This window comes from Bradyrhizobium tropiciagri (assembly GCF_018130545.1).
GTDB lineage: Bacteria > Pseudomonadota > Alphaproteobacteria > Rhizobiales > Xanthobacteraceae > Bradyrhizobium > Bradyrhizobium tropiciagri_A.
Genome location: NZ_JAFCKF010000005.1, coordinates 16,965 through 29,010 on the forward strand (window position 1 = coordinate 16,965; position 12,046 = coordinate 29,010).

At 64.8% G+C, this 12,046-nt stretch carries 12 protein-coding genes; 3 read left to right on the top strand and 9 right to left on the bottom strand.

Going from position 1 to position 12,046, the window contains the following annotated elements; all coding sequences use genetic code 11:
* Positions 1 to 5: 5 nt before the first annotated feature.
* The 9 genes from JQ616_RS21935 to JQ616_RS21975 all read right to left on the bottom strand — a co-directional run bounded on the left by JQ616_RS21935 (position 6) and on the right by JQ616_RS21975 (position 9,581).
* Positions 6 to 569 (bottom strand): nucleoside 2-deoxyribosyltransferase, encoded by a 564-nt coding sequence (locus tag JQ616_RS21935; protein ID WP_212017958.1) that lies wholly within the window; start codon positions 567 to 569, stop codon positions 6 to 8.
* Between the two features lie 96 nt (positions 570 to 665).
* Positions 666 to 2,594: a 1-deoxy-D-xylulose-5-phosphate synthase gene (gene dxs, locus JQ616_RS21940; protein ID WP_212017960.1), complete on the bottom strand. Its 1,929-nt coding sequence runs from the start codon at positions 2,592 to 2,594 to the stop codon at positions 666 to 668.
* Positions 2,595 to 3,146: 552 nt separating this feature from the next.
* The gene (locus JQ616_RS21945) at positions 3,147 to 3,398 is read right to left on the bottom strand and encodes an exodeoxyribonuclease VII small subunit (RefSeq protein ID WP_212017962.1); all 252 of its coding nucleotides are present in this window, start codon (positions 3,396 to 3,398) and stop codon (positions 3,147 to 3,149) included.
* A gap of 128 nt (positions 3,399 to 3,526) precedes the next feature.
* Entirely contained in the window at positions 3,527 to 4,453 is a 927-nt protein-coding gene (locus tag JQ616_RS21950) for a histone deacetylase family protein (RefSeq protein WP_212017964.1), read from the bottom strand.
* Between the two features lie 135 nt (positions 4,454 to 4,588).
* Positions 4,589 to 6,280 carry a bifunctional metallophosphatase/5'-nucleotidase gene (locus JQ616_RS21955; RefSeq protein WP_249137125.1) on the bottom strand — a complete coding sequence of 564 codons (1,692 nt, stop codon included), beginning with the start codon at positions 6,278 to 6,280 and terminating at the stop codon, positions 4,589 to 4,591.
* An 80-nt stretch (positions 6,281 to 6,360) separates the two neighbouring features.
* Complete coding sequence (locus JQ616_RS21960) at positions 6,361 to 7,122, bottom strand: crotonase/enoyl-CoA hydratase family protein (protein WP_212017966.1); 762 nt, start codon at positions 7,120 to 7,122, stop codon at positions 6,361 to 6,363.
* Between the two features lie 139 nt (positions 7,123 to 7,261).
* Positions 7,262 to 7,990, bottom strand: coding sequence for an alpha/beta fold hydrolase (locus JQ616_RS21965; protein ID WP_212017968.1), 729 nt, complete (start codon positions 7,988 to 7,990; stop codon positions 7,262 to 7,264).
* A 111-nt stretch (positions 7,991 to 8,101) separates the two neighbouring features.
* Positions 8,102 to 8,665 carry a DinB family protein gene (locus tag JQ616_RS21970; RefSeq protein WP_212017970.1) on the bottom strand — a complete coding sequence of 188 codons (564 nt, stop codon included), beginning with the start codon at positions 8,663 to 8,665 and terminating at the stop codon, positions 8,102 to 8,104.
* Positions 8,666 to 8,690: 25 nt separating this feature from the next.
* Positions 8,691 to 9,581, bottom strand: coding sequence for a LysR substrate-binding domain-containing protein (locus JQ616_RS21975; protein ID WP_212017972.1), 891 nt, complete (start codon positions 9,579 to 9,581; stop codon positions 8,691 to 8,693).
* A gap of 226 nt (positions 9,582 to 9,807) precedes the next feature.
* Between JQ616_RS21975 and JQ616_RS21980 the strand changes: the two genes are divergently transcribed.
* The 3 genes from JQ616_RS21980 (at position 9,808) to JQ616_RS21990 (ending at position 11,994) form a co-directional block, all read left to right on the top strand.
* A complete protein-coding gene (locus tag JQ616_RS21980; RefSeq protein ID WP_212017974.1) occupies positions 9,808 to 10,503 on the top strand; it encodes an alpha/beta fold hydrolase in 696 nt (231 codons plus the stop codon).
* A gap of 129 nt (positions 10,504 to 10,632) precedes the next feature.
* Positions 10,633 to 11,199: a hypothetical protein gene (locus JQ616_RS21985; protein WP_249137126.1), complete on the top strand. Its 567-nt coding sequence runs from the start codon at positions 10,633 to 10,635 to the stop codon at positions 11,197 to 11,199.
* A 78-nt stretch (positions 11,200 to 11,277) separates the two neighbouring features.
* Positions 11,278 to 11,994: a VOC family protein gene (locus JQ616_RS21990; RefSeq protein WP_212017978.1), complete on the top strand. Its 717-nt coding sequence runs from the start codon at positions 11,278 to 11,280 to the stop codon at positions 11,992 to 11,994.
* Positions 11,995 to 12,046 lie beyond the last annotated feature (52 nt).

Genomic DNA, 12,046 nt, shown 5'->3' on the forward strand with positions numbered 1-12,046 from the left:
GTTGGTCACTTGGTGCCCTGACGGCGCTGCGTGGCGGCGAGCCGTACGCAGGCCTCGAAGGAGGTAAGGTCGTGCCAGAGGTCGGTTGCCAGCTCGCGCGGGATCACCAGCGGACTGCCGTGCAGATCCAGCGCGTGCATCATCATCAGATTGTCCGGCAATCCGAACTCTTCCACCGTCAGCCCCTCCGCGTCGATCAGGCGTCCGTCGGATGCCGGCGCGACCTGCTGCAGCCGCGCTACGCGATTGGCGTAGGACGTGGGATCGTTCGAATAGGCGAGGCACAGTTTGCCGCGTCCCGCCATGTAGCCGAGTTCGTAGACGGTGCCTGCGTCGGCACTGGGGCCGCGAAACGGCGTCAAATTGGCGATGATGGCGTCGGCCGACTCCATCATCGCCTCGTTGCTCTTGAAGATGGTGAGCGATGCGCCGGCGACGGTGGGGTTGATGCTGTTGTCGAGCGGGTACAGCCCGGTCAGCCCGTGATAAGCGCAAACCTCAGCCTTGCGGCGGCCGATCTCCACGGCATCCGGCAGGAACACGTCAGGACCTGCCAGATAGATTTTCATGGACTTGCCGGGGCTATGGCGTTTCGAGCGAACAGGAAGCCAGAGCTTCGGTTCTGATTCAATCAGAACCGAAAATGCTCGGGCCGCCCGGAACGATTACGCGAGCTTGACGGTCTCGGTCTTGTAGTCCTTGCCGAGGGTCTCGAACACCTTGGCGACGATGCTCTTGGCGTCGAGACCGGCGCGGGCATACATCGCCGCCGGCGAATCGTGGTCGAGGAACACGTCGGGCAGGATCATCGAGCGGAACTTGAGCATGCCGCTGTCGAGCATCGCGTTGTCGGACAGGAACTGCATGACATGCGAGCCGAAGCCGCCGATCGAGCCTTCTTCGATCGTGATCAGGATCTCGTGGTCGCGGGCGAGCTTCATGATCATCTCTTCGTCGAGCGGCTTCATGAAGCGCGCGTCGGCGATGGTGGCGGAGAGGCCGTGGGCGGCGAGCTCGTCGGCCGCCTTCTCGCACTCGGCGAGGCGGGTGCCGAATGACAGCAGCGCGACCTTTTTGCCCTCGCGAATGATGCGGCCCTTGCCGATCGGCAGGGGAACGCCGATTTCCGGCATCTCGACGCCGCGGCCTTCGCCGCGCGGATAGCGCAGCGCGCTCGGACGATCGTTGATCGCAACCTGCGTCGCCACCATGTGGACCATCTCCGCCTCGTCGGCGGCGGCCATGATCACGAAGTTCGGCAGACAGCCGAGATAGGCGTTGTCGAACGAACCGGCATGGGTTGCGCCGTCGGCGCCGACCAGGCCGGCGCGGTCGATCGCGAAGCGGACCGGCAGGCTCTGGATCGCGACGTCATGGACCACCTGGTCATAGCCGCGCTGCAGGAAGGTCGAGTAGATCGCGCAGAACGGCTTGTAGCCCTCGGTGGCGAGACCGGCGGCGAAGGTCACCGCATGCTGCTCGGCGATGCCGACGTCGAAGGTGCGCTCCGGGAACGCCTTGTTGAAGATGTCGACGCCAGTGCCCGACGGCATCGCCGCGGTGATGGCGACGATCTTGTCGTCCTTCTGCGCTTCCTTGACCAGGCTCTGGCCGAACACGTTCTGGTAGGCCGGCGCATTCGGCTTGGCCTTGGCCTGGGTGCCGGTCGCGACGTCGAACTTGACCACGGCGTGGTACTTGTCGGCGGAGGCCTCGGCCGGGCCGTAGCCCTTGCCCTTCTGGGTCACGACGTGAACCAGGATCGGCCCGGTCTCCATGTCGCGGACGTTCTTCAGCACCGGCAGCAGATGGTCGAGGTTATGACCGTCGATCGGGCCGACGTAATAGAAGCCGAGTTCCTCGAACAGCGTGCCGCCGTCCATCATGAAGCCGCGGGAATATTCCTCGACGCGGTTGGCGCGGTTGGCGAGGATCTTCGGCAGGCGCTTGTTGATCTGCTTGGCCGCCTCGCGCAGCGAGCGGTAGGTCTTGCCCGAGTAGAGGCGCGACAGATAGGCGCTCATCGCGCCGACCGGCGGCGCGATCGACATGTCGTTGTCGTTGAGGATCACGATCAGGCGCGAATTCATCGCGCCGGCGTTGTTCATGGCCTCATAGGCCATGCCCGCTGACATCGCGCCGTCACCGATCACGGCGATAACGTTGTTCTTGCCGCCGGAGAGGTCGCGCGCCACCGCCATGCCGAGGCCGGCCGAGATCGAGGTCGAGGAGTGCGCGGCGCCGAACGGATCGTAGTCGCTCTCGGTGCGCTTGGTGAAACCGGAAAGGCCGCCGGCGGTGCGCAGGGTGCGGATGCGGTCGCGGCGACCGGTCAGGATCTTGTGGGGATAGGCCTGGTGGCCGACGTCCCAGATCAGGCGGTCGCGCGGGGTGTCAAAGATGTAGTGGATGGCGGTGGTCAGCTCGACGACGCCGAGGCCGGCGCCGAAATGGCCGCCGGTCACCGACACAGCATCGATGGTTTCCTGGCGGAGCTCGTCGGCAACTTGCTGCACCTGCTCGATCTTCAGCTTGCGCAGGTCATCGGGCGTGTGGATAGTGTCAAGAAGCGGCGTTTTACTAAATGAGGTCACAGCGAATTTCCAATTTTTGCCTGTCGGAACGAACCGCCCGACGCGAGATGGGTTGGCGCGCACATCGCGCAGCGAATGCCAGACATCGGGTGCCGCCCCGGCAGACCGTGCCTGGTTGTAAGCCTCAATTCACTCCGGATTGGACCACGTGATACGCATCACCTTGGTCGCTCTTCACCCGTCCCGGTTCAGTTTTGTCGAACCATTTGAGATGCATGCCGCCGGAAAAATCCGGGCCGCCCGCCATCCTCAAATGCCCATAGAACTGGAAGCATTACACCAAAGCCGTAGCCAAAGCCAACCCGATAGGGCGCGCAGGGTTCCTATGCGTCGCATTGAAAAACCTAATCTTTTCAATGCTTGCGCCGAGTTCCGGTTCCACTTCGCCCATTTTTGCGGCAGTCGGACGGTCCGGGTCGGCCTGATTCACGGCCGCACCCGGTCGCCGCGGTCGTCCCCGCGTCGTCACGGAATGCTGGAAATGCGCAGCAACAATCCCCCGCCGCAGCGGACATCGTGTCGCATGATCGACGGTGCGAAGCGCTCGCGGCCCTACTGCACGTCGAGCGGTTCGGTGCCGGTCGGCTGGCCCGAGGCGTCGGTGGTGATCTTGTCGACGCGGGCTTCGGCCTGGCGCAGCAATTCCTCGCAGCGCCGCTTCAGTGCCTCGCCGCGCTCGTAGATCGCGACCGATTCCTCAAGCGGGACCTTGCCGTCCTCGAGCCGCTTGACGATCGATTCGAGTTCCTCGATCGCGCGTTCAAAGGTCAGCTTCTTGACGTCGGCTTGAGTGTTTTCGGCCATTCTTTGCGTTCCCGATTGCGTGGATCAGATCGCAACCTGATCTTGTCGTCCAAACATGACCCGTCGCAGGCCATGCTTGCCCCGGCGCGGAATCAATCGAATTTTTGCGGGCGTATTGTGGCGGGTATTCAGGCGCCCATCAATGCAGTGACGTGAGATGCCACCGACTCTTTCAGGCCCTCGAGGTCGTAGCCGCCCTCCAGCACGGAGACGACCCGGCCGCCGGCGCTCTTGTCGGCGAGATCCATCAGCTTGCGCGTGACCCAGCCGAAATCCTCGCCGGTCAGGTTGAGCGAGGCCAAGGGATCGCGGTGATGCGCGTCGAAGCCCGCCGAAATCACGACGAGTTCGGGCGAGAATTTTTCGAGCTGCGGCAGGATCAGGTTCTCGAAGGCGGCCCGGAACTTGGTGCCGCCGTCGCCGGGCGCCAGCGGCGCGTTGACGACGGTGTCGTGCTCGCCGCGCTCGCCTGAAGCGCCGGTGCCGGGGAATAGCGGCATCTGATGCGTCGAGCAGTACATCACGGTCGGATCGGCCCAGAAGATATCCTGCGTGCCGTTGCCGTGATGGACGTCGAAATCGATGATCGCGGCGCGCTTGATGCCGTATTTGCGCTGTGCGTGGCGCGCGGCGATCGCGACATTGTCGAAGAAGCAGAAGCCCATCGGCGTCGACTTCTCGGCATGATGCCCGGGCGGGCGCACCGCGACGAAAGCGTTCTGGTGCTTGCCTTCCATCACCGCTTCGGTCGCGGCCACCGCGCCGCCGACGCCGCGCATCACGGCTTCCCAGGTGCCCGGCGACATCGAGGTGTCGCCGTCGATATAGATCATGCCCGATGTCGGCGCGATGTGGCGCAGCTCGCCGACATAATGCTCGCCGTGACAGAGCAGCACGGTGTCGAGGTCGCCTTCCGGCGCGAGATCGCGCACCAGCGCCTTGAAGCGATCCTCACCGAGCACCTCGGCAACCGCGCGCAGCCGGTCCGGGCGTTCGGGATGTCCGGGCGGGGTGAGATGGTTGAGGCAGGCGGTGTGCGTCAGAAGCAGTGTCATGCAAATTCCCGGCGCAATGGAGGCGCGTGCGAGGACGCATGATCCGGAAAAGTGCGCAGCGGTTTTCCGGACAAGATCATGCGCGAACGACCCCCAATGTAGGCCGTTACCGGTCTGCCGGAAAGCCCTTGCGCCTCAATTGATCCGCTCGATCCGCTTTCCGGCCGCCGGCCCGACCGGGCTATTGGTCTTGAAGTAGGCATAGAGCGCATCGACGTCATAGATGCCGAACTGCTGCGCTGTTCCCTCCTTGAACACCGTGAAGCCGTCGCCGCCTTCGGCGAGATAATTGTTCACGGTGACGCGATAGCTCGCGGCCGGGTCGATCGGCTTGCCGTCGAGCGACATCCGTGCGGCGATGATGCGCGCGCCGTCGCCCTTGCTCGCATCCCAAGCATAGGCAAAGCCCCTCGAGACCTGCAGGGCGCGCGGCCGTTTCGGGTCGGCCCATTGCTGCTCCAGCACGTCCTTGAGCTGCTTTCCGGTCAGCGTCATCGTGACCAGCTGGTTGCGGAACGGTTGGCTGGCGAAGATGTCGGCGTAGGTGACCGCGCCGTCCTCGCGCTTGACGATGTCGGTGCGCACGCCGCCGGGATTGGTGAAGGCGATCACCGCGCCGCCATTCGGCTCTGAAGCGGTTGCAGCGAGCTGCGCGTCGGCGACGATATCGCCGAGCACGCTTTCACCGGTCTCGCCGGGCGCCCTCGACAATGTTTCGGTGACCGAGCCGGCCGCGCGGTTGGCAATCGGCGCGGCCAGCCGGTCGTAGGATTCCAGCAGCGCGCTCTGCTCCGGGTCCTTGGCCGTGCCGCCGATCTTGACGATGGTGTTGTTGGCCTTGGCGCTGATCACATCGTGGCTCTTCGGATCGAGCTGAAGATCGATCGCGGTGACCAGCGTGCCGTATTTGTCGCCTGACGTGACGAGCCGTCCGTCGATCTCGCAGACATAGGCCTGGTGAGTGTGGCCTGATATCACGACGTCGACCGCGCGATCGAATTTCTTGACGATATCGACGATCGGGCCGGAGATCCCTGGGCATTCATTGTAGTCGCCGGTCGGAAAGCCGCCCTCGTGGATCAGCACCACGATCGCCTCGACGCCCTTCGCCTTCAGCTCGGGGACCAGCGCATTGACGGTCTCGGCCTCGTCGCGGAAGTCGAGGCTCGCGACGCCGGCCGGCGACACCAGGTTCGGGGTATTCCTGAGCGTCAGCCCGATGAAGGCCACCGGAATGCCGTCGAATTCCTTGATCTCGTAGGGCGGAAAAACGGTCTTGCCGGTGGTCTTATCGAACGTGCTCGCCGCCAGATAACGGAATTTCGCGCCGGTGAAGGGATGCGGGCCCTGGCACTTGTCGACCGGGTGGCAGCCGCCATTCTGCATCCGCAGCAGCTCGTCCTTGCCCTCGTCGAATTCGTGATTGCCGACCGAGGAAATCGCAAGCCCCATCATCGACAGCGACTCGATGGTCGGCTCGTCATGGAACATCGCCGACAAAAACGGGCTTGCGCCGATCAAATCGCCGGCCGCGACGAAGATGTTGTTCTTGTGTCCTTCACGCAGCTGCTTGACGACGGTTGCCATCCGCTCGGAACCGCCGGCGGGCACCATGATCTTCTTGGTGGCGTCGGCCGGATCGGTGATGCGGATGCCGCCCGGCGACGGTCGCAGGTAGCCGTGGAAATCGTTGATCGCGAGAATGCGCAGGCTCACAGGCGCGGCGTCCTGCGCCAGGCAGGGGCTTGCCGCGGCGAGGCCAAGTGCGCAGAGCGCGGCGACAAGTGCGTAGAGCGCGGCGAGGGGCGTAGAGCGGGGCTGTCTCATGACCTGTCCATGGAATACACGATCATGGCGCTGCGCCACTACATTTTTGCGACGCTTCGTTTCAATCCCGACGCTTCGTTTCAATCCTTCGGGCGCGCCATGAAGGCCTTGAAGGCGCTGACCGCCTCCTCGGAGCGCATCCGCTCGCTGAACAAATGGTTCTCCTGCTCGATGCGGCGGGTGACGTCCTCCGGCGGCAGCCGGATCAGGCGCCGCGAGATCGCCACCGCCTCGGCCGGCAGGGCGCAGATCTCGCGCGCTACCTTGTGCGCCTCGACCTCGGCATGGCCCGGCGCCACCACGGTGTTGACGAAGCCGGCGACGCGGGCGTCGTCGGCCGACATGGTGCGGCCCATCACCAGCATCGCGAAGGCGCGCTGGTGGCCGATCATGCGGGGCATCAACAGGCTGGAGGCGCCTTCCGGCACCAGCCCGAAATTGGAGAACGGCGTCGAGAACAGCGCGGTCTTGCTGGCCAGCACGTAGTCGCAGTGAAACAGCATGGTGGTGCCGATGCCCATCGCGACGCCGTCGACCGCGGCGATGATCGGCTTCACATTGTGGGCCAGCGAATACAGGAACTTGACCAGGTCGGAGGCGGGCGGCGTGTCGCCGGTCGAGGTGCCCTGCGCGAGCAGATCCTCGATGTCGTTGCCCGCGGTGAATACGCCGGAGCCGCCGGTGATGATCAGGCAGCGGATCTTCGGATTGTTCTGCGCCTTGTCGATCGCATCGCTGATCGCGCGAAACATCTCCTGGGTGATCGCGTTCTTCTTCTCGGGCCTGCGCAGCCGGATCACGCGTGTGGCGGCTTCGTCGGTCACTATGACATGCGCGGTCATCAAGCGGTCCCAGGTTCGGCCGGCATCGTCGCCGGCGGACGTCGTGCCGCTATCCTACATGATCCTGTGCAGGCCCCAAGCGCTCCGGGCTGCTTTTCGCCGTGGGGGCGTATGAGAACGGCGCATTGCAGTGCTCCGCTCAGCCGCGTCCGACGAACGAGCCGATTCCCCGGCCGATCGCGGCGCCGTGCTGAAGCAGTGCGCCGAGATGATCGCCCGGGACGGACATCGCGTACAGGCCGTTCTCTGCGGCAAAGCGCTGCATCGGCGCGTGCGGTCCGTCGTCCTGCCCGTTCCACAGCAGCACCGGCACGCGCGAGGACAGCACGGCGTCCTTGGCACCGTCGACCTGGCCGAGCGCATTGAAGCAGGCGCGTACCCCGCCTTCGAGATCCGGCGTCACCCATTCGGCGAGCTCCGGCACGGTGCGGCGGGCGAAGGTGATGAAGGCGCCGTAGGTCAGCGGGCCGGCATTGCCGCGCGGCAGTCCGCTGAGAAAATCCCAGCCGCCGATCGAAAGCGACGACAGTCGCGTCGGGAAAAACCGGGCGACGCCGACCGCGACCCAGCCGCCCATCGAATGTCCGACCACATGGGCACGCTCGTCGCCGAGATCGTCGATCACGGCGATGATGTCACCGGCGCGCTGCGCCTGATCATAGAGTTCGGGATCGGTGGGCTTGTCGCTCGCGCCGTGTCCGAGCGAGTCGACACAAACGACGCGAAAGCGATCGGCGAGCGCGTCGACCACGCCGCATTGCTTCCAGCTCGCGGCGTCGAGCAGCAGGCCGTGCTGCAGCACGATCAGCGGGCCGGATCCTTCGACGGTGTAATGGATGCGTTGGCCCCGATGATTGGCGAAAGGCATAGATGGAGTTCCCCACGTTTCACCAGAGGTGAGCGTGGAGATGGGCGTATTCAAGGCCCGCTTCGGATCGGGAACCGTTGCCACTGCCCGCTCGCGGGCGGAACCGCGCGCTCAGCCGCCCCACACGGTGGCTTCGCTCCAGCCGAGCTCGCTGAACTCGGTCGCGCGCAGCGGCGCTTCGCCGGCGGCGAAGAATTCGTCGAGTTGCGGCGGCTTCACCGTGGTTTCGGAAAGCATCGCATGAGCCTGACCGCGATGATGGATCTGATGCTGGAACAGATGCATCAGCAGGCGGTCGCGCCGCTCGGTCTGCACAGACGTATCGCGATTGACCTTGACCTCACCGTCGAGCTGTTCGGGCGTCAGAGCATCGCAGTGAATGATCAATCGCTGGTCGATCGCGCGCTGCGCGCGCTTCAGTTCGGCGACCGACGGATAGGGCACCTCGTTGGCCCACGCCTTCGGCCCGAGCCAGCCACCTTCGAGCGCGTCGATATAGAAGAGATCGATGACATGGATGTGGTTGAGCGTCGCCTGCAGGCTCGGGAAGAAGCCGGTGCGCGCCGCGGCGAACTCCGCCTGGCTGAGCTCACCGCAGGCCGTCAGCAGGCGATGATTGGCCCAGGCATTGTTGTAGGCAAAAGCGCAAAAGGTCTGAACCAGGCCTGCTTGCATGTTGGTCCTCACTGGATTGATCGTTTCAGGCGGGCGCCGCGGCCAGCCGGCCGACCCGCGACAGCAGGTGCTTCAGGATCGGAGACTTGTTGGCCTTGTGATAGGCAACCACAAGATCAAGCGTCGGCGCCTCGCCCCGCACCGGGCGGGTGGTGATGGTGTCGGGTAGATAGCGCGCGGTGTAGGCCGGCAGCAGCATCACCGCATGCGTCGAGGTGATCATCGAGATCGCGTGCACAACATTATGCACCTCGTGTTCCGGCCGGAGATCGATGCCGGCGCGGCTGAAATAATCCTGCACGACACGGCGCACTGCCGGCGCGGATTTCGATGGCAGATAGAAGGTCTCGCCCGCGACGTCTTCCGGCGCGACGGCGGCCTGCGCTGCCAGCCGATGGTTGCTCGGAAACACAAACACCAGCGGATCGGTGCGTACGCGCTTGCAGGCGAGGTCGTCCATGTTGTCGTCCGCCCGCATGAAGGCGGCATCGAGCTTGCGCCGCATCAGGGCCTTGGCCAGCAACGGCGAGTAGTCGCTCGACAGGCGAATGTCGATGCCGGGAAATTCCTCGCGCAGGACGCGGTTCACCTCGGGCAGCAGATCGATCTCGGCGCCGGACAGGAATCCGAGCGAGAAGACGGGCTGCGGTGGTTGCGCCGCGCGCAGCGCCGCCTCCTTGGCCGCCTCGGCCTGCAACAGCGCCATGCGGGCATGGTCGAGGAACGCGCGGCCGGCCGCGGTCAGCTCAATGCCTTGCGCTCCGCGGTTCAGGAGCTGCACGCCGACTTCGTCCTCGAGATCGCGGATCTGCCGGCTCAGCGACGGCTGCGAGGTGTGGAGTTTCTGCTCGGCGGCAACGGTCAGGCTGCCCGCATCGGCCACGGCAACGAAGTAGCGGAGATGGCGGAGCTCCATCACGGTCACCCGATCACAAATTGCCAGCCGTTGTTGCCATGTCTCGCAGGCATGGGGCCAGCCTACAAAGTCTTTTTCAAGCCCGCTAGCGCTCTCTATAGCAGGGCGCATCCCATCAATGGCTCTGCCTCGCAGGCAGGTCCCATCGTCGCTTCGGTCCGCCCGGTTCGCCATCACAGCGAGCCGTGCCGCCGATGCGTGACAACAACACGACAGCGAGCCGAACATGTCCAAGCCGACCAAACCAAGCATTGTCTTCGTCCACGGGCTCTGGGCCGACGGCTCGTGCTTCGGCAAGCTGATCCCGACGCTGCAGGCCGAGGGGCATCAGGTGATCGCCGCCCAATACGGCCTCGACACGCTCGCGGGCGACGTCGCGGCGGTGAAGGCGGTGCTCGGACGCGTCGACAGTCCCGCCATCCTGGTCGGCCATTCCTATGGCGGCACGCTTATCACCGCGGCCGGCGCTGATCCGCGTGTCGCCGGTCTCGTCTACATCGCGGCGCTAGCGCCTGACGCCGACGAGACGTCCCAGAGCCTGCAAGCCAAGTTTCCGGTCACCGACGTATTCTCGCACATCGAGGTCGCCGACGGGCGGATCTGGCTGAAGCCGAGCGGCACGGCGTGCTTTGCCGGCGATCTTTCCGAGCAGGAGCAGAGTCTCATCTGGGCAACCCAGGGCGTCCCGGCGCCAGACCTGTTCGACCAGAAGGCCGAAGGCACCGCGTGGCGCGCGAAGCCGAATTGGTACGTCGTCGCCAAGCGGGACCGCACCGTGCATCCCGAGCTGCAACGTTTCGTCGCCGAGCGCATGGGCGCCACTGTGATCGAGGCCGACAGCAGTCATGTGCCGATGCTGTCGCAGCCCGGCCTCGTGCTCGACGTCATCCGCAAGTCCGCCGCTGCCGTTCAACAGAGCTGAGCCAGTCGGGCGCTTCTGGGGATTATGCACATGTCGAAGCGAATTGCCGCCGCGCTGTTGGTCCTGGCCCTGGCTGGGTTAGGCAGTGCTGCCGCGCAATCTTCCGGCAATCAAACGAGGACAAGCGCCATGGATACCGACGTCGCAACGATCAAGCAGGCACTTGCCGGCAATTGGGAGAGCATCGCGCCCGAGATCCGGCCGAGCAGGAATCCGGACGGCTCGATCAAGCCGTTCTATCTGACGCGCGCATTCACCTATCAGTCGTCCGACCGGTTCGAGCTCGTGGTCGTCAACTCTGCCGATCCCTACGGCAAGGTGCCGCTGGCGCGGATCCGGATCGTCGGGCACATGCAGTGGCAGGGCGCGCATCCGATCGCGCCGGGCGCGCAAAAGGTCGATTTCATCGCCGACGAGGCCTATGAGGTGACGCCGCTGGCGCAGGGGTTTGCCGACGTCCTCAACAAGGTCGCCTCCGTCGGCTATGCCGCATGGGCGGTCGATGCGCCGCAGAGTATCTTCGGCAAGTCCTTCGCGCCCTTTGCGCTGAAGGAAGGCAGCAACTTCATGGAATACGACCTGGTCTATCTCAGGGGCGACCTGCTGTTCTGGGGCGCCCGCAATGTCGACGGCCGCGGCTTCGACACCGAGCAGAACCGGCCGACCAATCTGCAGATTCCGTTGGTCCGCAAGTGATCTCGGCGCTTGCGTCGGTGGGCTGATCCTCGCATAGCTGGTTGCATCGTGATGCACTTCGTCTGAGGGCGGCAGCAGATGCAACTGGCAAAGAACGTGATCGACCTCGGCCTTTCCTTCAACGATCTCGAGCCGATGCTGAGGTTCTGGCAGCAGGACGCCGGGCTTCGCTTCGATCATATGCAGCCGATCCGCCGCGGGCAGAAGCAGTACCGGCACGACGCGCATGGTTCGGTCATCAAGCTCAATCATCATGTCGAGCCGTTGCCGGATGCGGCGCCGAGCGGCTATCGCGAGCTGATCGTGGCGCGCGAGGGCATCGCGGCGCCGCAGCGCATGGTCGATCCCGACGGTAACCGCGTTTGCCTGGTGGCACCCGGGCATGACGGCATCACGCAGATCGCCGTCTCGATGGCGGTGCGCGACCTTGCCGCGCACCGCAGATTCTACGGCGACATCCTCGGCTTTGCCGAGCAATCATGGTCGGGCGGCCCGGCGTTTCGCCTCGGCGACAGCCTGATCCTGCTCACGGAAGATCGTGCGGCGACCATCGATCCGGTCCGGGGCGCGCGCGGCTGGCGCTATATCACGCTGCAAGTGGCCGACATCGATGCGGTGCATAACGAGCTGTGCGCCAAAGGTGTGCGCGAAGGCCTTGCGCCGGTGACGCTCGGCGAGGTCGCGCGGATTTCCATGATCCTCGATCCCGACGGCAACTGGATCGAACTGTCGCGCCGTGCGTCGATCGTCGGCAGCCTGTCCGACCACAAGGCGCCGCGGCAGCCGGACGCTTGAGGCGTATCAGCCGAATTTCTGCCCGCCAGACGGCGCCAGATGATGCTATGAT

Bases quoted from the DNA above. Each gene is read 5' to 3' on its own strand.
- JQ616_RS21935 (WP_212017958.1), bottom strand. From the start codon at position 569: ATGAAAATCTATCTGGCAGGTCCTGACGTGTTCCTGCCGGATGCCGTG.
- JQ616_RS21945 (WP_212017962.1), bottom strand. From the start codon at position 3,398: ATGGCCGAAAACACTCAAGCCGACGTCAAGAAGCTGACCTTTGAACGC.
- JQ616_RS21950 (WP_212017964.1), bottom strand. From the start codon at position 4,453: ATGACACTGCTTCTGACGCACACCGCCTGCCTCAACCATCTCACCCCG.
- JQ616_RS21955 (WP_249137125.1), bottom strand. From the start codon at position 6,280: ATGAGACAGCCCCGCTCTACGCCCCTCGCCGCGCTCTACGCACTTGTC.
- JQ616_RS21960 (WP_212017966.1), bottom strand. From the start codon at position 7,122: ATGACCGCGCATGTCATAGTGACCGACGAAGCCGCCACACGCGTGATC.
- JQ616_RS21965 (WP_212017968.1), bottom strand. From the start codon at position 7,990: ATGCCTTTCGCCAATCATCGGGGCCAACGCATCCATTACACCGTCGAA.
- JQ616_RS21970 (WP_212017970.1), bottom strand. From the start codon at position 8,665: ATGCAAGCAGGCCTGGTTCAGACCTTTTGCGCTTTTGCCTACAACAAT.
- JQ616_RS21975 (WP_212017972.1), bottom strand. From the start codon at position 9,581: ATGGAGCTCCGCCATCTCCGCTACTTCGTTGCCGTGGCCGATGCGGGC.
- JQ616_RS21980 (WP_212017974.1), top strand. From the start codon at position 9,808: ATGTCCAAGCCGACCAAACCAAGCATTGTCTTCGTCCACGGGCTCTGG.
- JQ616_RS21985 (WP_249137126.1), top strand. From the start codon at position 10,633: ATGGATACCGACGTCGCAACGATCAAGCAGGCACTTGCCGGCAATTGG.
- JQ616_RS21990 (WP_212017978.1), top strand. From the start codon at position 11,278: ATGCAACTGGCAAAGAACGTGATCGACCTCGGCCTTTCCTTCAACGAT.